Origin of the sequence: Marinobacter sp. DUT-3, assembly GCF_050379435.1 — a bacterium.
Lineage (GTDB): Bacteria > Pseudomonadota > Gammaproteobacteria > Pseudomonadales > Oleiphilaceae > Marinobacter.
Window position 1 is genome coordinate 1 of the sequence record NZ_JBNRMG010000005.1, and the last position, 21990, is coordinate 21990.

The 21990-nt window shown below is 56.8% G+C and carries 19 protein-coding genes; 16 read left to right on the plus strand and 3 right to left on the minus strand.

Annotated features, from left to right (window positions below):
* Positions 1-141 precede the first annotated feature (141 nt).
* Positions 142-1485 (minus strand): 30S ribosomal protein S12 methylthiotransferase RimO, encoded by a 1344-nt coding sequence (gene rimO, locus ACQUWM_RS10475; RefSeq protein WP_428922111.1) that lies wholly within the window; start codon positions 1483-1485, stop codon positions 142-144.
* Positions 1486-1884: 399 nt separating this feature from the next.
* On the opposite strand from rimO, the gene ACQUWM_RS10480 reads away from it, so the two are divergent.
* From ACQUWM_RS10480 to ACQUWM_RS10510, 7 genes are all read left to right on the plus strand, one after another.
* Positions 1885-2295, plus strand: a complete 411-nt coding sequence (locus ACQUWM_RS10480) for a PilZ domain-containing protein (RefSeq protein WP_406999068.1) — start codon at positions 1885-1887, stop codon at positions 2293-2295.
* Between the two features lie 168 nt (positions 2296-2463).
* The gene (gene cysD / locus ACQUWM_RS10485) at positions 2464-3372 is read left to right on the plus strand and encodes a sulfate adenylyltransferase subunit CysD (protein WP_406999070.1); all 909 of its coding nucleotides are present in this window, start codon (positions 2464-2466) and stop codon (positions 3370-3372) included.
* 1 nt (position 3373) lies between these two features.
* The gene (gene cysN / locus ACQUWM_RS10490) at positions 3374-5032 is read left to right on the plus strand and encodes a sulfate adenylyltransferase subunit CysN (RefSeq protein WP_428922112.1); all 1659 of its coding nucleotides are present in this window, start codon (positions 3374-3376) and stop codon (positions 5030-5032) included.
* Between the two features lie 264 nt (positions 5033-5296).
* Positions 5297-6310, plus strand: a complete 1014-nt coding sequence (locus ACQUWM_RS10495; RefSeq protein WP_406999074.1) for a nucleoid-associated protein — start codon at positions 5297-5299, stop codon at positions 6308-6310.
* A gap of 171 nt (positions 6311-6481) precedes the next feature.
* Positions 6482-7258 carry a substrate-binding periplasmic protein gene (locus ACQUWM_RS10500; RefSeq protein WP_428922113.1) on the plus strand — a complete coding sequence of 259 codons (777 nt, stop codon included), beginning with the start codon at positions 6482-6484 and terminating at the stop codon, positions 7256-7258.
* 87 nt (positions 7259-7345) lie between these two features.
* A complete protein-coding gene (locus tag ACQUWM_RS10505; protein ID WP_428922114.1) occupies positions 7346-9370 on the plus strand; it encodes a phospholipase effector Tle1 domain-containing protein in 2025 nt (674 codons plus the stop codon).
* Between the two features lie 10 nt (positions 9371-9380).
* Positions 9381-9968 (plus strand): DUF2931 family protein, encoded by a 588-nt coding sequence (locus tag ACQUWM_RS10510; protein WP_428922262.1) that lies wholly within the window; start codon positions 9381-9383, stop codon positions 9966-9968.
* A gap of 23 nt (positions 9969-9991) precedes the next feature.
* Here ACQUWM_RS10510 and trmH read toward each other — a convergent pair whose 3' ends face one another.
* Positions 9992-10741, minus strand: a complete 750-nt coding sequence (trmH, locus tag ACQUWM_RS10515; protein ID WP_428922115.1) for a tRNA (guanosine(18)-2'-O)-methyltransferase TrmH — start codon at positions 10739-10741, stop codon at positions 9992-9994.
* A gap of 195 nt (positions 10742-10936) precedes the next feature.
* Between trmH and miaB the strand changes: the two genes are divergently transcribed.
* The 5 genes from miaB (at position 10937) to lnt (ending at position 16590) form a co-directional block, all read left to right on the plus strand.
* The gene (miaB, locus tag ACQUWM_RS10520) at positions 10937-12283 is read left to right on the plus strand and encodes a tRNA (N6-isopentenyl adenosine(37)-C2)-methylthiotransferase MiaB (protein ID WP_406999084.1); all 1347 of its coding nucleotides are present in this window, start codon (positions 10937-10939) and stop codon (positions 12281-12283) included.
* A 474-nt stretch (positions 12284-12757) separates the two neighbouring features.
* A complete protein-coding gene (locus ACQUWM_RS10525; RefSeq protein WP_428922116.1) occupies positions 12758-13741 on the plus strand; it encodes a PhoH family protein in 984 nt (327 codons plus the stop codon).
* Positions 13738-14211 carry an rRNA maturation RNase YbeY gene (ybeY, locus tag ACQUWM_RS10530; RefSeq protein ID WP_406999099.1) on the plus strand — a complete coding sequence of 158 codons (474 nt, stop codon included), beginning with the start codon at positions 13738-13740 and terminating at the stop codon, positions 14209-14211. The genes ACQUWM_RS10525 and ybeY overlap by 4 nt, the downstream gene beginning before the upstream one ends.
* Positions 14208-15053: an HlyC/CorC family transporter gene (locus tag ACQUWM_RS10535; protein ID WP_406988891.1), complete on the plus strand. Its 846-nt coding sequence runs from the start codon at positions 14208-14210 to the stop codon at positions 15051-15053. Before ybeY ends, ACQUWM_RS10535 begins: the two co-directional genes overlap by 4 nt.
* Positions 15043-16590: an apolipoprotein N-acyltransferase gene (gene lnt / locus ACQUWM_RS10540; protein WP_428922117.1), complete on the plus strand. Its 1548-nt coding sequence runs from the start codon at positions 15043-15045 to the stop codon at positions 16588-16590. Before ACQUWM_RS10535 ends, lnt begins: the two co-directional genes overlap by 11 nt.
* Before the next feature lie 35 nt (positions 16591-16625).
* On the opposite strand, the gene ACQUWM_RS10545 is transcribed toward lnt, so the two are convergent.
* On the minus strand, positions 16626-17174 hold the full coding sequence (locus ACQUWM_RS10545) for a zinc ribbon-containing protein (RefSeq protein WP_428922118.1): 549 nt from the start codon (positions 17172-17174) through the stop codon (positions 16626-16628).
* A gap of 283 nt (positions 17175-17457) precedes the next feature.
* Here ACQUWM_RS10545 and leuS point away from each other — a divergent pair, with 283 nt between their 5' ends.
* From leuS to ACQUWM_RS10565, 4 genes are all read left to right on the plus strand, one after another.
* Positions 17458-20043: a leucine--tRNA ligase gene (gene leuS / locus ACQUWM_RS10550; RefSeq protein WP_428922263.1), complete on the plus strand. Its 2586-nt coding sequence runs from the start codon at positions 17458-17460 to the stop codon at positions 20041-20043.
* A 1-nt stretch (position 20044) separates the two neighbouring features.
* Positions 20045-20626, plus strand: a complete 582-nt coding sequence (gene lptE / locus ACQUWM_RS10555) for an LPS assembly lipoprotein LptE (protein ID WP_406999103.1) — start codon at positions 20045-20047, stop codon at positions 20624-20626.
* 2 nt (positions 20627-20628) lie between these two features.
* Positions 20629-21636, plus strand: coding sequence for a DNA polymerase III subunit delta (gene holA / locus ACQUWM_RS10560; RefSeq protein WP_428922119.1), 1008 nt, complete (start codon positions 20629-20631; stop codon positions 21634-21636).
* 89 nt (positions 21637-21725) lie between these two features.
* A complete protein-coding gene (locus ACQUWM_RS10565) occupies positions 21726-21989 on the plus strand; it encodes a hypothetical protein (protein ID WP_406999106.1) in 264 nt (87 codons plus the stop codon).
* The last annotated feature ends 1 nt before the right edge of the window (position 21990 follow it).

A 21990-nucleotide genomic window follows, 5' to 3' on the forward strand; every position in this document is an offset into this window, starting at 1 on the left:
GCGGCTTCTCCGAAAAATTTCGGAGGCCATGGATGGCCGGAGAGAAGCGCACACGGACGTGCTTGTAGCGGTTTTTCGGAGAAGCCGCCCACCAAGGCCTTCCCGCACACCTAAAAGGCTAGGAGCCCAACTCAAAGGCTATCAAAGAAGCCGACCCCAAAGATCATGCTCATCCGCATGTTCTACAACGGCCTGAACAATCTGCCCCGGCACCAGGTCGGTTTCGTCGTTGAGGTAAACCATGCCATCAATCTCCGGTGCATCGGCCTTTGAACGACCAATGGCCCCCTCTTCGTCCACTTCGTCGATCAGCACATCAATGGTTTGACCGATCTTGGCCTGCAAACGAGCGGCGGAGATCTCGGCCTGTTTTTCCATGAAACGGGCCAGGCGCTCTTCTTTCACTTCCTCGGGTACCGCACCTTCGATTTCATTGGCCTTTGCACCTTCCACCGGGCTGTAGGTGAACGCACCCACGCGGTCCAGTTGGGCTTCGTCCAGCCAGTCCAGCAGATACTGGAAGTCCTCTTCGGTTTCACCAGGGAAACCAACAATGAAGGTGGAACGAATGGTCAGTTCGGGGCAGATTTCACGCCATTTGCGGATACGCTCCAGGGTCTTGCTGTCGTGGGCCGGGCGCTTCATGGCCTTGAGGACTTTCGGGCTGGCGTGCTGGAACGGGATATCCAGGTACGGCAGGATCTTGCCCTCGGCCATTAGCGGAATCACATCGTCTACGTGGGGATAGGGGTAAACGTAGTGCAATCGCACCCACACGCCCATTTCGCCCAGCGCCTCGCACAGTGACTGCATTTTGGTTTTCAGCGGGCGGCCCTGCCAGAAACCGGTGCGGTATTTGGTATCCACGCCGTAGGCTGAAGTGTCCTGGGAGATCACCAGCAATTCTTTGACACCGGCATCCACCAGGCGCTTCGCTTCGTCCATCACATCGCCGATGGGACGGCTGACCAGATCGCCCCGCATGGACGGGATGATGCAGAAGGTGCAGCGGTGGTTGCAGCCTTCGGAGATTTTCAGGTAGGCGTAGTGCCTGGGGGTCAGCTTCACGCCCTGGGGCGGAACCAGATCGGTGAACGGATCGTGCTCTTTCTTCGACGGCACAAATTGGTGTACCGCGCCGACGACTTCTTCGTACGCGTGGGGGCCGGACACCGCCAGCACGCCCGGGTGGGTGTCGCGGATCTTGTCCGCTTCCACACCCATGCAGCCGGTAACGATTACCTTGCCGTTTTCGTTGATGGCTTCGCCGATGGCATCCAGGGACTCCTGCTTGGCGGCGTCGATAAACCCGCAGGTGTTCACCACCACAATGTCAGCATCGTCATAGGTTGGCACAACGTCATAACCGTCGAGTCGCAACTGGGTGAGGATGCGCTCGGAATCGACCAGCGCCTTCGGGCATCCGAGGCTGATAAAGCCGACTTTGCCGCTGCCGGTTACAGAGGTTTCGGGTTTGTCTGTCATACGCGCGTCAGGATTCCTGGGGCATGTTGCCCACGGGTGAATTTAGAGCGACAGTTTACCCCAGCAAGCACAAGGCCTGAAGCAAAACGCCGTACCCCTTCCGGGAATTGATAGACAGGAATCATCCTGGAGCTGACAACTAACTGACGCAATGTTCAGAATTACTTCACAAAACTGACACTAACAGCGACAGACGTCTTGCTGTTCACTAATTAAACAACTAAACTTTCAGTCGGTTATGGAGTTTTGCACAGCATTTTCATCAAATGACCAGGCCACCCGACCCATTGGTCGAGTGATTCATTAACCCTGTTTTCAAAGATCAGTTCCGGGAATTTTGGACGAGCGTTTATGGGTAAGGCAGCCAACTTTGAAACCAAGCACGCCAAAAGAGTCAGAATGAAACCAGTTGCCTTTAAGCTGAACCTTCGAAACCAACAACGGGTGGATGTTTCATCCGAGGTCACCATTGAGCGAAAGGACGGCAGTTGCCTTACCTGCAAAATCGCCAACCTTTCCCGTACCGGCATCATGATTTCCTGCTCTCAGGAGCTGGCGAGGGAACTTATTCCCGGGCAGAAAGCGCCGGTTCCAGGCAGCTGGGTTCCGGTGACGGCCCGGTTTTCTGTCCCGGTCGTGCCGACCCAGCCGGTCTCCGTCACCGCTGAGGGCAGCATTGTTCACATGCGCCGCATCGCCCGGGATGAATTCCAGGTCGGCATCCAGTTTGCCGAATTCGAGGGCAACGGGTACGACTATGTGGATCGTTACGTCAGCAAGTTGCTCTCCTCGTCCGACACGCTGTCCTGATAACTTACGGGGCAGACGGCTCCTCTCAATGGCACGGAACAGCTCCTGATATATTCATATAGCACCAAACTCTAGTTACACACCTTCTTATACCCTAATCGCCTCTGGTATAGTTGCCCTATTCACACGCAAAGCCATTTTCGGCACGCAAGGCGGCAACAGATTACGATGACCACATATAACCTGACCCATCTCAAGCAGCTGGAAGCTGAAAGCATCCACATCATTCGGGAGGTCGCAGCCGAGTTCGACAACCCGGTCATGCTTTACTCCATCGGCAAGGACTCTGCAGTTATGCTGCACCTGGCCCGTAAGGCATTCCACCCCGGCACGCCACCATTTCCGCTGATGCACGTGGACACCACCTGGAAGTTCAAGGACATGATTGAATTCCGGGACCGCAAGGTTAAGGAATACGGCCTGGACCTGATCGTTCACAAGAACGAAGACGGCATAAAGCAGGGTATTGGCCCATTCACCCACGGTAGCGCCAAGCACACCGATGTGATGAAAACCCAGGCCCTGAAGCAGGCCCTGGACAAGTACAAGTTTGATGCCGCCTTTGGTGGTGCCCGCCGGGATGAAGAGAAGTCCCGTGCCAAGGAGCGGGTGTATTCCTTCCGTGACGAATACCATCGCTGGGATCCCAAGAACCAGCGCCCGGAGCTGTGGAATACCTACAACGGCAAGATCAACAAGGGCGAGAGCATCCGCGTCTTCCCGCTGTCCAACTGGACCGAACTGGATATCTGGCAGTACATCTATCTGGAAAATATCGAGATTGTTCCGCTGTACTACTCCGCTGAGCGCCCAGTCGTTGAACGTGACGGCACGCTGATCATGGTGGACGACGATCGCATGCCCCTGAAGGAAGGCGAGAAGCCGATGATGAAATCCATCCGCTTCCGCACCCTGGGCTGCTACCCCCTCACCGGTGCGATCGAATCCGAAGCCACCACGCTGCCTGAAATCATTCAGGAAATGCTGCTGGCCACCAGCTCCGAGCGCCAGGGTCGCGTGATCGACCACGATTCAGCCGGTTCCATGGAACAGAAAAAGCGGGAAGGGTACTTCTAAGATGTCACACCAGTCTGATCTGATCGCCGAAGATATTCAGGCCTACCTGAAGCAACACGAGAACAAGGAACTGCTACGTCTGTTGACCTGTGGCAGTGTCGACGATGGCAAAAGCACCCTGATCGGCCGCCTGCTCCACGACACCAAGATGATCTACGAAGATCACATGGCGAGCCTGAAGACCGACAGCGCCAAGATGGGCACCACCGGTGAGAAGCTGGACCTGGCCCTGCTGGTGGACGGCCTGCAGGCGGAGCGTGAACAGGGCATCACCATTGATGTCGCCTATCGCTACTTCTCCACCGACAAGCGCAAGTTCATCATCGCCGACACCCCGGGCCATGAGCAGTACACCCGCAACATGGCCACCGGTGCGTCCACGGCGCAGATGGCGATCCTGATGATTGACGCTCGCCACGGTGTGCTGACCCAGACCCGTCGGCACTCCTATATTGCGTCCCTGCTAGGCATTCGCCACATTGTGGTCGCCATCAACAAGATGGATCTGGTGGACTTCAGCGAGGAACGCTTCAACGAGATCAAGGACGAGTACCTGGCGTTCGCCGCCAAGCTCGGCCTGAAGGATATCCGCTTCGTGCCGATCTCGGCGCTGGAAGGCGACAACGTGGTCAACCGGAGTGAGAACACGCCCTGGTTTACTGGCCAGCCGTTGATGGAAATCCTTGAGACGGTGGAAGTTTCCCGTGACAAGAACCTGGAGCACTTCCGCTTCCCGGTGCAGTACGTCAACCGCCCCAACCTGAACTTCCGTGGGTTCTGCGGCACCATCGCATCGGGTGTGGTCCATCCGGGGGACAAGGTTATGGCCCTGCCCTCTCGCCGCACCAGTACGGTCAAGGATATCGTCACCTTTGAAGGCAATGTGGAAGAGGCCTATATCGATCAGGCCGTGACACTGACGCTGAACGATGAAATCGACATCAGCCGTGGCGACATGCTGGTTAAAGCGGAAGATGAGCCGGAAGTGGGCAACCGCTTCAACGCCAACATCGTGTGGATGACCGATGCACCGCTGGAAACCGGGCGCCTGTATGACATCAAGCTGGGGCCAACCTTTGCTTCCGGTACGGTGAAGAAGATTCACCACCAGACCGATGTGAATACCCTTGAGCAGAAAACCAATCCGACTGCGCTTCAGCTCAACGAAATCGGCCTTTGTGAGCTGACCCTGAGCCAGCCGATTGCGTTTGACGCCTATCCTCGCAACCATGCGACCGGCAGCTTTATCGTGATCGACAGGCTGACCAACGTGACTGTGGGCGCCGGCATGATCGCCGGTACTGCGAGCGATGTGGAATCCCTGGAACCGGTCAGCGTGGAAGAACGCGCCCGCCGCCTGGCCCAGAAGCCAGCCATTATTGCCTGCAACGGCAAGCAGGCGCCGGCACTGGCATTGGCCGTCGAGCGCGCACTGTTTGACCAAGGCAAGACCACGGTCGTGCTCAGCGAGGATAACGCGGGTAATGCCGAGGACCGCCGCCGCACCGCCCAGCTGTTGTCCGCCCATGGGTTGATTGCGGTTGCGGTTAACCTTGGCACCGATGTCGCTACGGCTTCGGCTTCCGCAGACAGCGATCAGGACATTCCTGGCGCGGTTAACGAGCTGCTGCAGGATCTGGCTCGCAACAAGCGGATTTAATGCTGAGACTTCGGGCAACGGGTGGCTGGTCCCGGGGCGGGGTACCTTTTTCTTCTGGAAAAAGAACTCGCTTCGCTCAGACACCTTTGTTCCGGCAGAAAAAGGCACCCCACCCCGGGACCGACCGGACTTTGTGGGAATTGCTGTCGGATTAGCGCAGTGTAATCCGACAATTCACCGGACTCCGAAAATCGGTACAATGCAAAGCCCTGAGGGTTAACCCTCAGGGCTTTGTTTTTTACTAACCAGGGAAACGACGATTTCATGGCCATCAAGCAGCTTCGTACTCTCTTTGCCAGCCAGTATCAGCCCGGACAACCGGCACGGGTTCGTCCAGGCGAAGCCCTGACCGAACCGGGTGGCGACTACGAGGCCCTTCACAAGCAGATGAAGCGCCTGTTCAACAGCAAGCCCGGCAAGAAATACGGTCGCTTCTCCGATGACATCGGCGAAAGCCCCTTCAGCAGCTGGCTGAAGGATTACCTGGAAGACAAGCAATCCTTTACCTCCCTGACCGATCGGCTGTTCGGGCAATGGCAGGAGTTGCTGAACGGCGCCCAGGAGGAGTTCGAAGGGCATCTGATGATTGTCCACGAAGCCCTGGCCGACTCGGAGGTGGTCTACCTGCTGATTCTGGAAAACGACAGCGCCATGCGCTTTGATGCCAAACAGACTCTGGACGCCACCGATATCCTGAGCCTGTCCCGCCTGAACCTCGCGGCCCGCATCGAGCTGGACGACTGGCACGGTGACAATCCCGGCGAGAACTACCTGACCCTTGTGCATGCCCGCGGCACCGGTGAAGGCGGCGATCTGTTCATCAAGCTGTGCGGTTTCACCAATCAGGTGGATGTGGAAAAAGAAACCGTTACGTTCCTGGATGCGGTGGAAGCTTTCGCGAAGACTTCCGAGCCGGAAGAAGCCGGCAAGGTGCGCGCCCGGGCCTATGAGTTCTGCAAGGAACAGCACGCCCTGGGCGAGCCTGTTGCCATTGAAGCCCTGTCCGGCTACCTCGATGAGAGCCAGCCCGAGCGGTTCAAGGAGTTTGCCTCGCAGGCCGCTGAACTGCCCGAGAGCGGAGTTCTGCACCCGGATCACCGCAAGGTGAAGAAACTGGTGCGCATTGCAGGTTCCGGCGGCGGCATGAGCGTGTCATTCTCCTCGGACCTGGTGAACCAGGCGGTCTACTACGACAAAGACAAAGACGCGCTGACGATCACACGGCTGCCGAAGGCGCTGCGGGAACAGCTGCAGCGGTATCTGGAAGCGCGAGAGTAAGCCCGAAACGGAGGTGTCGCAACGACACCTCCCGCCCCCTTCCTGACCTCAGATTTTCCTTTTGTTTCGCTGCAAGTAGCCTAAAGTTAATTAAGAACGTACGCAGTTCGCGTGTTACCAGCCACCGGTATAAGACACTGATGGAAGGACACCGCTCAGTAGGAGGCTGCGATGAAAGCGCTAACGTTGTGCTTCTGCATTCATGGCGTTTTCGCCACCTGCAGAGTACTTCTTGCAATTTTCACCCTCGCCTGGTCAATGCCCGCCTTCACCAGTGAACCACCCTGCGTTGTGGTGAACGGTCCTACAAGTGACCCGATTCTTACCCAAGCCAACTTCGAATGGACACAGCGCCTTATACAGCACCTGGAAGTTCGTGATGTCCACTGCAGGGCGCTGAATATTGACCATTGGGCGAGAGCAAACAAGATGTTTCGGGAAGGCAGTGCGGACGTCCTTTTCCCTGAAATAGTAGGCGACCCGGAGCAACCTGGCGTAACCGGAATACCCATTGCCCTGACCCACGGCTTCGTCATTTTCACCCGCCACGATACCGGCCCCCTGAATCACATCGAGAGCCTGGCGGGTCTTAAAGTGGGCACCATTCGAGGGCGCTATTACCCGGAAGAGCTACAAAGCCACCCAGGCATCCAGATCGTCCCCGCCAACTCGCTGGAGCAAAACATGAGAAAGCTGGCTCTGGGACGTATCGACGCCACGATCGAATACCTTTCCGATGGCGTGACACTTCTGAACCGTCTGGGACTGCGCTCCATGGCTCACCATGGCGACGAAATCGGAGCACAGGAACTGGCCTACCGGTTTCATCAGTCAGCCCGTGGCGACTGGCTAAGACACCACTTTGATATCGCTGCGCAGGAGCTGATCGATAACGGCACATATCACCAACTCTTTATCGGAACCTCCCAGCGGATGATCACTGACTGAAAATGTGACGCAAAACGGTAACATTGGCTCCGGATTCGTTATGCTTACCCTGCTTTGAAAATCAAACGTCAACAAGGAGTGATGACGATGCAACTCAAGAGGTCAATGGATTTGACCCCCTACGATATTCCACGGATAGAAAGTCCTTTCCTGGCAGCTTCCGAGACCCGCCGCAAAATCAACGCAGGACAGTTCCGCGAACACGACCTACGCAAACTGCTCAGGTTACAGCCGTATGGCCGGGTGGATCTCTGCGAGTTGGCGGTAAAACTGGTCGCTTCAGGCGGCGCTTTCCTGGTCCACGGCCCCATGGACGAAGGTCCGCTATCCCCCGTCGTCGCCTGGCGCTCGAGCCCCGAACAGCCCAACGGCGGCGAATGGAGACCCACCGGCCAACTGCCCTTTGGCCTCAGCTACCCCCTGCAGGATCTGAACTCGGCCCGGCTGACACCGCAGGATATCAAGCGCGGCCCCTTTGCTCCGGGCTCAGGCTCTCCCACACCTCGCCAACACCCGGAGACAGACGAAAGCCAACCCCATCAGCCCCGACAAGCGTCCTCCACCATCGCATCAACGGCCTCGGTGATGACCACGACCATCGCGGGAATCAAAGCCGCAGAGGACACGGAATCGCAGGAAGAGAAGGAACCAGAGGTTCATGTTGAGGTGGGGATTTTTACTGATGGGACGTTGAATAATGTTTTTAATAGTCAGCAGATGCAAAAAACAACAGAAAAACAGTGCTCTAAAGCACTCGAAAATGGCACAGCGTCAATCGAGGAATGCGAGCAGTTAATCGCGTTGAGGGCGGACACAAGCTACTCAAACGCCCCGACTAACATCGCGAAGCTATGGAAAGTATACCCCGACGGAATTCAGGACGAACAGGACCGAAGAGTCTATCGATATCCAGTCTATGCTCCCGGCGTAGGAACCCAAAATGGGGAAGAAGACCTATTGATCGATGCAGCTACGGGACTCGGCCAAACCGGTGTCATCGCACAAGTAAGCAAGGCATTCGAAGAACTCAAGCGGCTCTTATCCATGGATATCAAGAATCAGAAAATCAAACGGTTGACGATTGATCTCTTCGGATTCAGTCGAGGAGCTGCGGCGGCACGCCACGCCTCTCACGAGATATCCAAAGGGCGTAAAGGTCTCCTGGGAAGGATGTTTAAAGAGCAACAACTAAGCTGGCCAGATGAAGTCCACATTCGATTCCTGGGCATTTTTGATACTGTGGCAGGAATCATAAACGTGCAGTCTGGTGACTTATTCGCTCATAACGAGCACAACGATCCGGTCAAACTATACATCGATTCTCGCAATGTCGGTCGAGTTTTGCATATCACTGCCTCAGATGAAAAACGAAAGAATTTTGCACTCAATAGCATTAGGAATTCCGATAAAACCCTTCCTCGTAATTTTAAAGAATTAGTTCTGCCCGGGGCACATTCAGACATTGGGGGCGGATATGCTGAAGAGTTTATAGAAGACGTACAAATCTCCCCTCGAATACCAATCCCCTCAAGCCGTCATAAATGGCCGAAACAGACAGTGGAGTGGGACTCACTTAAGACTCTGAAAGCCGAGATTGCCCGAGAAGAATGGATCGGCGAATACAGCCTGCCCCTGGAACAAAATATTGAAACCCACGATGGAACAGCGACTGATGAGGCCAGCCTCAGAATAGATCACGACTATCGATCTCACCCCGCTCCGGATGGCCAAATGGAAATTATGCTTCGAATGATCAGGAACGTTCGTGGGGGCTACTCACGCATACCACTCAGATTGATGCATTCTGAGGCAAAGGCTGCTGGGGTACCGCTTAGAGACCTAAGCGTTCATTCCAGCGAAAGCGAGCTACCGCAGGATTTAACATCGCTTCTGCCGAAGTTCGAATCCTTATTGCAGGACCCATCGGGTGAAATCAACCTTACAGACTCGGAACTGAGCTTAATTCGACAGCGCTACACTCACTACTCGGCCCACTACAACGATTACCAAACATCATTCGTGAGCGTACCAGCTCAAATCTCACTCTTCCGGAATCTTCGACCAAATGTGCCAGCAGCACAACGTGCGATATACCCAAACAGGGACCAATAAAATGATGTCAATGAGAGCCGCTATACCCTTACTGGCTTCGCTTTTATTCCTATCCGCCTGCGCTACAACGTCCAAGGAAGAGTATTGGCGAATTGCAATCGGTGCACCAGAAAATTACCCAGTTTGGGTGACGAGAATGCACCTCGAGAAATCCGGGGTCAGGAGTTGGAAACAACCAATAGGGAGCGTTGGGTGCTGTTGGAAAGGCGATTTCGGCCCCAGGGGCAAAGGCGCACAGGCTGATCCGTTTCCAGAGCTTGTTTTCTTGACGTGGTTTTCCTTTGCAGAGCAGAAATACTTTGCAAAACTTATCAAATTATCACCGGACATTCTGGAAAAAATGCGTGAGAAAGCGACCGTTTATACATCAGAAGGTAGCTTTGAAGACGCGCGCCACACGTTGATATTTGGGCTAGCCCCCGGCGGCACGGTGGTAGGCTGGATACTGAATCAACGCGGCAATGAAATAGAGGTCATGCGAATGCAGGCATCTGAAATCGATGGCGATCCGGAGGAATTCAAGATAGGAACCGAGCAGTATCTCAAAGAACACGGCGACTACCTGAAAGAACACGGCCTGCAACTGGATAAATGGTAGCCCGTGAATCATCGGGAGCCGGATCAGCCCTGATCCGGCTCCTCAATAACAGGGACTTCCGGCGCATCATCCCAGCGGGGGCGGTTCTTGCGAAGTTCACGTACTCCCTGCATCCATCCCACGCCATCAATAAGCTCGCCGGTTTCCGGATCAATCGGCGGATACGGCAGGTTCCGGTCATCGCAGTAGCGTTTGACCGTGGGCTGGCACCAGCGGAATAACAGGCGATTGTATTCGTCGTCTGGCAGCCGCCGGTAATCGTACAGCCCCGCTGCCTTTCGCTGGCATTGGGCTTCGGCCAGGATGATGGCGCAGGCGGCGGAGACATTCAGGGATTCCACCATACCCATCATTGGAATCACGATGTGCTCGTCCGCCACTTCGGCCGCAGTGGCACTTACTCCATCCAACTCATTACCCATGATCACTGTACAGGGCACCGTGAAGTCGGCTTCGCGGTAATCGATGGCACGGTCAGACAACTGCGCGGCGTACAGTTTGTGGCCCTGCCCTTTTAGCGTACCAATGGCGTCTTCCAGGGTGCGGTGGGTGTGGGTAGTCACCCAGTTGTAGCTGCCACCGGTGGTTTTTCGGAAGGCGCGAAAACCTTCCTTTGGCCATACGGTGTGCATGTTGGCCAGTCCGAATGCGTCGCAGGAACGGATGATGGCGGACAGGTTCCTGGGCTTGTGGACCTGGTCGGTGAGGACGCTGAGATCCGGTTGGCGGGTGTTCAGGGTTTGTTTGATTCGGGCCAGGCGTTCTGGGGTCATAGTGTTGTGTGGGGTTGGTTATTGGGTTGTCGGAGGTTCGACGAAGTGAATAATACCACAACGGAACTAGCAACAAGCCGAGACAATGGTGGTTGCGGATTGATCACCCCGTTATAATACGCAGTTCCTTTTTTGCTAGCGCCTCTGAAGACCAACGCAAGCCCGGCGCAACATCCACCAGATTACGTGAGAATCATGGCCAAGAAGCTGTACATCAAGACCCACGGCTGTCAGATGAACGAGTACGACTCTGCCCGCATGGCAGACCTGCTCAAGACCGGTGAAACCGTCGAAATGACGGACACACCCGATGACGCCGACATTCTGCTGCTGAACACCTGCTCCATTCGTGAAAAGGCCCAGGAGAAAGTGTTTCACCAACTTGGTCGCTGGAAAGGTCTGAAGAGCAAAAAACCGGATCTGATTATCGGCGTTGGCGGCTGCGTGGCCAGTCAGGAAGGTCAGGCCATCCTCGACCGAGCCCCGTATGTAGACATGGTGTTCGGCCCGCAAACCCTGCACCGCCTGCCGGACATGATCACTGAAGTCCGCGCAAAGGGTAACGGCGTTGGCGTGGTGGATGTCAGCTTCCCGGAAATCGAGAAGTTCGACAACCTGCCGGAGCCTGGCGCTGATGGTCCCTCTGCGTTTGTGTCCATCATGGAAGGCTGTAGCAAGTACTGCACCTTCTGCGTGGTGCCTTATACCCGGGGCGAGGAAGTCAGCCGTCCGGCGGATGATGTCATTGCCGAAGTTGCGCACCTGGCGAGCCAGGGCGTGCGGGAAGTGAACCTTCTGGGCCAAAACGTGAACGCCTACCGCGGCGAGACCTACGACGGCGACACCATGGATCTGGCGGAACTGATCACTCTGGTGGCCGCCATCGACGGCATCGACCGCATCCGTTACACCACGTCGCACCCGGTGGAGTTCACCGACGCCATGATTGATGTCTACGAGCAGGTGCCGGAGTTGGTCAGTCACTTGCACTTGCCTGTGCAAAGCGGTTCGGATCGAATCCTGGCGGCGATGAAGCGCGGCCACACGGCACTGGAGTACAAATCCAAGCTTCGCCGCCTGCGCAAGATTCGTCCGGACATCAGCTTCTCGTCGGATTTCATTATCGGGTTCCCGGGTGAAACCGAGAAGGACTTTGAAGACACCATGAAGCTGATTAATGACATCGGCTTCGATATGTCCTTCAGTTTTGTTTACAGCGCCCGGCCGGGCACTCCGGCATCGGATTTGCCGGATGACACACCCATGGAGGTGAAGAAGCAGCGCCTGAGCATCCTGCAGGACCGGCTGAATCAGAACGTCATGGACATCAGTCGCAAGATGGTGGGTAGCACACAGCGTATACTGGTGACTGGCCTGTCCAAGAAGGATCCTGGCGAGTATGCCGGTCGGACCGAGAACAACCGGATTGTGAATTTCCGGCATGAGAGTCCGGAAGTCGTGGGGCACTTTATCGACGTCGAGATTGTTGAGGCTTATCCCAATTCTTTACGTGGGGTGCCTGTTAACTCGGAGTTGTTTTAGGGTTCGGCTCCTATTGGTCTATGGCTCGGAGGTTGTCGAGTGGTGGGAAGCCCCTCCCAAAAACCGCTACGAGCACATCCATGTGCGCTTCTCTCAGGCCATCCATGGCCTTCGAAATTTTTGGGAGGGGCACTTCACCACTCTCCTCTGACCTTGCGCTTGCATGCCAGGAGAGAGTTTGAGTAAGCGGTTTTAATCGTAGGTTGGATTAGACGAAGTCGTAATCCAACAAAAAACATGCGACCTCGAACTTTGTCGGATTACGACTTCGTCTAATCCGACCACTTGTTTTTCAGTTTCGGGCCTGCAAATAGTTAGTTATCCACAGACTGTTGAGGGCCATGGACGGCCCGAAACAAGCGCACATGGATGTGCTCGTAGCGTGTCTGTGGAAGGTGCCCCACACCCCGACCTGACTCAAAATTCAGAAAAGCTGACTCCCCTGGAAACCACGGGAGTAAAAACGGAGCACCTTTGAAAGCCAACGATTCCAGACAATTTGATCTGCACCCGGTCGACCAGCATCGGCTGACCACCCTCTGTGGCCAGTTCGATGAGCATCTCAAGCATATTGAACGGCGCATGCAGGTCAGGATTGGCCGCCGCAATCACCATTTCCGGGTGGAAGGCGAAACCGAGCATGTCGCCGCAGCGGTGGAGGTGATCCGCCATCTTTACCGGGAAACCGAAGCCACCGACGATCTTTCCCCGGACACCGTTCACCTGTTCATCCGTGAGACCGGCTTCGAGCGCCTGCCCGAGGACGTGCCATACGATGGCGCGGTGACCGTCATCAAGACGCCCAAGCTGCAGGCCAAGCCTCGCGGGGCCAACCAGCAGAAGTATGTGCACAATATCCGCACCCATGATATTAACTTCGGTATTGGTCCGGCCGGTACCGGCAAGACCTGGCTGGCGGTGGCCTGTGCGGTGGAAGCCCTTAAGGATGAACAGGTCAAACGTATCCTGCTGGTTCGCCCGGCGGTGGAAGCTGGCGAAAAGCTGGGCTTCCTGCCTGGCGATCTGGCCCAGAAGGTGGACCCGTACCTTCGCCCGCTGTACGACGCTCTTTATGAAATGCTGGGCTTTGACCATGTCACCCGGCTGATTGAAAAGAGTGTGATCGAGATTGCGCCTCTGGCCTTCATGCGTGGCCGCACCCTGAATAACTCGTTCATCATTCTGGATGAAAGCCAGAACACCACCCGGGAACAGATGAAGATGTTCCTGACCCGGATTGGTTTTGGCTCCACGGCGGTGATCACGGGCGATACAACCCAGGTTGACCTGCCCCGGGGACAGAATTCCGGACTGATTCATGCCGCCGGCGTGCTGAGCAAGGTTTCCGGTATTGGTTTTACGCGCTTCGAAGCCAGGGATGTGGTTCGCCACCCGCTGGTGCAGCGTATCGTTGAAGCCTATGACCACTTTGATGATGGGAGCGCAACAGGCCAGTGAGCGAGCTGACAGTCGATCTGCAACGCGTATTTGAGGCGCCGGGCATTCCTGACGATAACGCGTTCGGGCGCTGGGCCCAGCGTGCCTGGCTCGGAGACGATCCATCCGAAGTGACCATCCGTATTGTCGATACCGACGAGAGCGCGGCGCTCAATGGCGAGTACCGCGGCAAAAACGGGCCAACCAATGTGCTGTCCTTCCCATTTGAGGCCCCAGCGGGTATAACAGTTCCGTTGGCCGGGGATCTCATCATTTGTGCCCCGGTTGTTGAAAAAGAAGCCAAAGACCAGCATAAAGAGCTTGAGGCCCACTGGGCCCACATGGTTGTGCATGGCATGCTGCATCTTCAGGGCTATGATCATATTGAAGACAACGATGCCGAGGTCATGGAAGCCCTCGAAGTCCAGCTGCTGAAGCAGCTTGGGTATGGCAATCCTTACGAATCAGAGGAAGCGGAACAAGACTCATGAGCGACGATCAGTCGAGTCGCAGTCAGGGCAGCAAGTCCTGGCTGGAGCGTATATCACAGGCCTTTTCCAGCGGGCCTGAGTCCGTAGAGGACGTGCTGGAGATTCTGCGGGATGCGGAATCCGAGAACATCATCGATGCCGATGCAATGAGCATCATCGAAGGTGCCATGCAGGTGATCGATATGCGGGTGGATGAGATCATGATCCCCCGCTCCCAGATGGTCACCGTCAAGGCGGCCCAGGAACCAAAAGAGTTTCTTGGCGAAATCATCTCCTCTGCCCACAGCCGGTTTCCCGTTATTGGCGACAGCCAGGACGATGTGATTGGCGTACTCCTTGCTAAAGACCTGCTGCCACTGGCCCTGAACAATGAGGTCAACTGGTCGCGCATTCGCGAAATACTGCGCCCGCCAACCTTCGTGCCCGAGAGCAAACGGCTGAACCAGCTGCTGAAAGAGTTCAAGGAAAACCGGAACCACATGGCCATCGTGGTGGATGAGTACGGCGGCACCGCCGGGCTGATTACCATTGAGGACGTGCTGGAACAGATCGTGGGTGAAATCGAGGACGAACACGACTTTGATGAGGAAACCCACATCAAGGCCCGGGGCGACGGCACCTTTGCGGTAAAAGCGGTCACACCGGTGGATGACTTTAACGAGTTTTTCGAGACGGAACTGGATGAAGAGGAGTTCGACACCATTGGCGGTGTGGTACTCAAAGAATTCGGTCACCTGCCCAGGCGAGGCGAATCGGTTGCATTTGGCGGGCTGCAATTTACTATTGCGAACGCTGATAACCGAGTCATCCGTCTGCTGCAGGTAACCCGTAGTGAGCAATAACGACACCGATTCCCGACTTCCCGATACGCGCCTGTCCGGCAACAACTGGCTGGGGGGCATTACCCTCGTCATTGCCGGCGCGCTGCAAACCCTGACCCTGTCACCGTTTCAATGGTGGTGGCTGGGCCCCGTTTCCATCGCTCTGATCCTGCTGGTCAGCGTTCCACTCGCCCCCCGGAAGCTTTTCCGGGCCGGGTGGTTTGCCGGGCTGGGGCTGTTTGGCAGTGGCGCCAGCTGGGTCTACATCAGCATCAGTGAACACGGCAACACCTCCATCCCCGTCGCCATCCTTTTGACAACACTATTTGTCGCGGGCCTGGCGCTGTTTCATGCCATCGCGTTCTGGGGCTGGGGCAAGCTGGCGAAAGAGAGCCTGGTGCGTCGGCTATTGCTGTTCCCCGCCATCTGGATTATTGGCGATTGGGTGCGCGGCTGGTTGCTGACCGGTTTCCCCTGGCTGTACCTCGGCAATGCCCATGTAGACGGACCACTGGGCGGGTTTGCGCCACTGGTTGGTGTGCATGGCATCACGTTCTGGATCACGGTCACCGGTGTCGCTATCTATGGCGTGTGGTGGCTGGCCCTCAACAAGCGTATCGCCAGCGCAGGGATCGTCGCTGTGCTGGCCCTCCTGCCCTGGGTAACCGGCCCGGCCCTGTCAAAAATTGAATGGACCGATGTCAGCGACGAAGCCACCACGTTTGCCTCCATGCAGGGCAACATCCCCCAGCAGATCAAGTGGGATCCGGATTTTCTGCGGGACCAGATCGTGGTGTATCTGGGGCTCACGGAGGACCAGTGGGACACCGACCTTATCCTGTGGCCGGAAACCGCCATTCCCATCCCCCAGGATCAGGCTGGCAAGATCATTGATCACATCGCCGGGGAACTGGGTGACAACAGCACCCTGATTACCGGCATTCCCTGGTATGGGTTCAGTGATCGGGCTGAGGATTTCACCTTTCACAACAGCATCATGGCCATTGGCAATGGCGAAGGCATGTACCACAAACAGAAGCTGGTGCCCTTCGGGGAGTACGTGCCCCTGCAGCAATGGCTACGTGGGCTGATCGGCTTCTTCGATCTGCCGATGTCCAGCTTCAGCCGCGGGCCGGCGAACCAGTCGCCCCTGATCGCCAACGGCACGCACATCATGCCGTTCATCTGCTACGAAGTGGCCTACCCGGACTTTGTTGCCCGCAATGCCCGAAACACCGACCTGTTGCTGACCATCAGCAACGATGGCTGGTTTGGCGACTCCATCGGCCCGTTGCAACATTTGCAGATCGCCCGCATGCGAGCACTGGAAACCGGCCGATACATGCTTCGAGGCACCAACAACGGCGTGACTGCGATCATCGATCACAAGGGGCAACTGGCCGAGACCATTCCCCAGTTCAAACGCGCGGTCCTGACCGGTGAGGTATTCTCCGCCGACGGCAACACGCCCTATATGCAGACCGGCTCCTGGCCGGTTCTGACCCTGGCGCTTATCCTCATAGTCTTCGTACGCGAACGGGTGATTCCCAAACCATGATCTACACTGGCTCTGGTGTCGGATTACGGCTTCGCCTAATCCGACCTACGGGGCCAGCGGCTGGTCACCCGTTCGTAGTAGTGGGAATCACAGGCCTCGCAGGGCTCCAGGTGACTGGTTGCGGTCAGGCAGCGCATGTGGCCGCAGTTGAGGCACTGGAACATGCCGGCCGTGGCTACCTCGCCGGAAATGTAATGGCCGGCCTCCTGGTTCTCCAGTTTCTGGCTCAGCTCCAGGGTATCCACCAGCGTCTTGTCCGCGACGGACAGCAGGCGATCCGCAAGCTGGTGCTCAAGGAGCGCGATATCCAGCTGTAACCACTCAGTCAGCCCTTCGCCGGTCTCCCCCACGAAGTGCATAAGGTGCTCCAGATCCCGCTGTAGATAGGCCCCCAGAAGATCCGCCTCCTCACGGGTCATTTCCTCCAGCTCGTATTCAAACTCAACGGCTTTGCGGACTTCCTCTTCAAGGGTCTGGTAGGACGTTTCCTGTAACTGATTGAGGCGCGATTGCACCCGCTCCAGCATCCGGTCGTAGACTTCCAGGGCTTTTCCGGATAGGTGACTGCGTTCTGACTCGGCCATATATAATCCTCACTATGGTTCGGGGATCAGGCAGTTACCCCCTCTCCGGGACTGTCTGCAGCATGGATACTGCAGTCAAGCGTACAGGGATGTATCCACAGCGTATCCCGGAGAGGGGGTAACTGCCTGATCCTGCCCGCCTGATAACAAGTCTGGCACATGAAACGATTTTTGGCAGACTACCTGTTAACCTCCGTGTGCGTTAGAATGTCCGGCCCGCTCCGGACATCATTTTGATACAGGGTTCTATTTTTCACACAAGGTAATTTCGGTAATGGCAGGAATGGACGAGCAATACAATCCACGTAACGTAGAACAGAATGCCCGCACTTTCTGGGAAGAGAACAACACCTTCACCGTCAAGGAAGAGCCCGGCAAGCCCAAGTACTACTGCCTGTCCATGTTCCCGTACCCGAGCGGCAAACTGCACATGGGCCACGTCCGCAACTACACCATCGGCGACGTAATTTCCCGCTACCAGCGCATGCAGGGCAAGAATGTGATGCAGCCCATGGGCTGGGATGCCTTCGGCCTGCCCGCTGAAAACGCCGCGATCGCCAACAAGACCGCGCCTGCCAAGTGGACTTACGCCAATATCGAATACATGAAGAATCAGCTCAAGCAGCTGGGCTTCGGTTATGACTGGAATCGCGAACTGGCCACCTGCAAGCCGGACTACTACCGCTGGGAACAGTGGTTCTTCGCCCGCCTTTACGAGAAAGGCCTGGTGTACAAGAAAATGTCCACGGTCAACTGGGACCCGGTGGACCAGACCGTACTGGCCAACGAACAAGTCGTCGACGGCCGCGGCTGGCGTTCAGGAGCCGTGGTTGAACAAAAGAAAATCCCTCAATGGTTTATTAGTATTACCAAGTACGCCGAAGAGCTGCTGAACGACTTGGATGATCTGGAAGACTGGCCGGAACAGGTCAAGACCATGCAGCGCAACTGGATCGGCAAGTCCATCGGTACCGAGCTGACCTTCCCGCTGAAAGGCGGGGATGACGGGCTGACGGTTTATACCACTCGCCCGGACACCCTGATGGGTGTTACCTACATGGCAGTATCGACCGAGCACCCGATCGCAAAAAAAGCTGCCTCGGAACACACTGATGTCGCCCGTTTCGTGGAGGAGTGCCGTAACAGCAAGGTAGCCGAAGCAGAAATGGAGACCATGGAAAAGAAGGGGATCGATACCGGGCACAAAGCCGTCCACCCACTCACCCAAGAAGAAATTCCGGTCTGGGTCGCCAACTTCGTGCTGACCGACTATGGCACTGGCGCCCTGATGGCTGTACCAGGCCACGACAAACGTGACCATGAATTTGCGCTGAAATATCGCCTACCGATCAAACAGGTTATCGCCGCCAGCGATGGTCGTGAGATCGACGTGCAGGAACAGGCCTTCACCGAAAAGGGCACTCTTGTATCCTCCGGAAAGTACAGCGGACTGACCAGCGAAGAAGCCTTTGATGCCATTGCGGATTACCTGGAAGAGAACGGTATCGGCAAACGCACCGTGAACTATCGCCTGCGTGACTGGGGTGTTTCCCGCCAGCGTTACTGGGGTGCGCCGATTCCCATGATGACCCTGGAAGACGGCACCGAACGGCCGGTCCCGGATGACCAGCTGCCGGTCGCCCTGCCGGAAGACGTGGAAATGGATGGCGTCCAGTCTCCCATCAAAGCCGACCCGGAGTGGGCCAAGACCACCTTTGAAGGTCAGGCCGCAACCCTGGAAACCGACACCTTCGACACCTTCATGGAGTCGTCCTGGTACTACGCCCGTTTCTGCAGCCCCAACTACGACAAGGGCATGCTGGACCCGGCCGCTGCCAACTACTGGCTCCCGGTTGACCAGTATATCGGTGGTATCGAACACGCCATTTTGCACCTGCTGTACGCCCGGTTCTTCCACAAACTGTTGCGGGACGTGGGCCTGGTCACCAGCTCTGAACCCTTCAACCGCCTGCTGTGCCAGGGCATGGTTCTGGCGGAGACCTACTACCGCGAAGATGGCAATGGCGGTAAGACCTGGATTTCACCGGCTGACGTCACCGTCGAGCGGGATGCCAAGGGCCAGGTTATTGGAGCGGTCCACAAGGAAGACGGCCAGCCGGTTGAGGTTGGCGGCGTCACCAAGATGTCCAAGTCCAAGAACAACGGCATTGATCCCCAGGCGATTATTGATCAGCACGGCGCTGATACCGTGCGGCTGTTCATGATGTTCGCGGCACCTCCCGAACAATCCCTGGAATGGTCAGACAGCGGCGTGGAAGGCGCCCATCGTTTCCTCAAGCGCCTGTGGCGCATGGTGAATGAACTGGCGGCCGGTGGAGACACGCCAGCGCTGGACGTGGACAGCCTGACCGACGCCCAGAAAGATCTGCGCCGCAAGACCCATGAAACCATCGCCAAAGTCAGCGATGACATCAGCCGCCGTCTCACCTTCAATACCGCTATTGCTGCGGTCATGGAACTGCTTAACGAGGTTGGCAAGCTGACCGACGATAGCCCCCAGAGCCGTGCCGTTCGCAAAGAGGCGCTGGAAGTCGCAGTGTTGATGCTGTCCCCCATCGTGCCCCATATTTGCCATAGTCTGTGGCAGGCATTGGGACACGAAACGCCCGTCGTGGATGCCACATGGCCGCAGGCTGACCGGGAAGCCATGGTTCGCAACCAGATCCAGGTGGTACTGCAGGTGAACGGAAAGGTCCGCGCCAAGGCCGACGTACCCGCCGACATCGACAAGGCCGACCTGGAAAAGCTGGCCCTGGAGAACGAGAACGTGGCGCGCTTTACCGAGGGCCAGACCGTTCGCAAGGTGATCGTGGTGCCGGGCAAACTGGTCAACGTGGTGGCCAATTAAGATGACTGCTCCTCACCCACTCCGCAACGTCAGACTGCCAGTGGCGGCGCTCCTGTCCCTGGTACTGGCGGGGTGTGGTTTTCAGTTACGGGGGGCGCCACCGGTTCCCCCCGGCCTTCAGCCCCTGGCGGTTTCCTGCGTTGAACAGATACCGGGGGAACTTTGCCGCGCGGTGAAGGAGCAACTGGAACTGGGCAAGATCGATGTTCGTGATCCCGAACAGGCAGACTATATCCTGCGCCTTCGCGGATTCCAGCAGGACCGGCGTGCCAGTGCCATTACAGTGCGGGCGTCCGCCGCCGAGTACACCCTGCGGCAGACAGTTAAAATGGACCTGCTCACCCGTGATGAGCTGCCGCTGATTGCGGAAACCAGCCTCAACAGCAGCGAGACCTATCGCTACGATGAAACCAATGTGCTCGCCAAACAACGGGAAGAAGAAGAACTGCGACAGCAACTCTACGAACGGCTGGCGCAGCAGATCATTTTCCGGCTTGCACCCTTGACGGACGCCCGGGTGACCCAATTACGAGAACAGCTGCGTGAACAGGCGGCCGACGATCAAGAGCAAGACTCTCGCTGATTATGAAGACCCAACCGGCCCAGCTTCCCCAGTTACTGAAGAAATCCCTGGCACCGGTCTATCTGATTTCCGGAGATGAGCCCCTGCTGGTTCAGGAATGCTGCGACCAAGTCCGCAGCGCCGCGCGGGAAGCCGGTTTCCAGGAACGCATGACCTTCCACGCCGATCACCAGTTGGACTGGAATACGGTGGGTGAGGAATTTGGTTCCCTGTCCCTGTTTGCCGAGAAACGCCGCATCGAGATCCACTTGCCGACGGGCAAGCTCGGGGACGGTCGTGCCGTGCTGGAGCGGGTTCTGCAGAATCCTCCCGAAGACATCGTCCTGTTGCTGATAAGCGCCAGGCTTGATGCCGCCGAGACCCGCAGGAAATGGTACAAGGAACTGCAGAACAAAGGCGTGCATGTTCCGGTGTGGCCGGTGGATGGCGACAAGTTTGCCGGCTGGCTGCAACAACGCGCCAAATCCCGCGGCCTGAGCCTGACCCGGGGCGCCCTGAACATTCTCACCGAGAAACTGGAAGGCAACCTGCTGGCTGCCAGCCAGGAGCTGGACCGACTCGCGCTCTTTGGCACCGGCAAGACCATCGACGAAGAAGCGATCGAACAGGCCGTCCAGGACAGTTCCCGCTTCAGCGGATTCGAGCTGGTAACCGAACTGCTGGCCGGGCGCGCTCCCCACGCCCGCAAAATGATTGGGGTACTCCGACAGGAAGGCGAAAACCCTCTGGGGCTGCTGGCGGTACTGATCCGCGACCTGAACCTGACCATGGAACTGCGGGCAGCGACTGCACAACGTGAGAACCCATCAGCCTTCCTCAAGCAACGCGGCGTCTTCCAGCCACAACGCGCGCGTACCATTGAGCAGGCCGCACGCCGGCTTTCCCGCCCCCAGCTTCACTCTGCCCTGGAACTGTGCAGCGATATCGATCGCGCCACCAAGGGGTTTGCCCCCTCCTCGCCCTGGCACTATCTGGAAGACATGGCCATCCTGCTGGCCCGCCCTGCCTGAAGGGTTGCAGCGCACCCAATCCCCCTCTTGACAGATTCTCACGTTCGGGAGCATTGTAAAGACAGTCTCTGTCAAAGGAGGTGCTTCATATGACGCTTCAGAATGACCTCAAGAAACTGTCCGAAAAAATCAAACAGTATCGTGACGAGGCCCGCGTCCAGCTTCACCTCGCCCGTGAAGACGTCAAGGATGAGTGGGACGACCTGGAAAAGGACTGGGAGAAGTTTCGCCACAAATTCGACAAGATCCTTCACGATGCCGAGGATGCCACCCACGAAGCCCGGCAGACAGCCCACCAGCTCGGAGAGGAGGTTCGTGCGGGGTATCAGCGCATTCGTGATCGCTTGAAGTAAT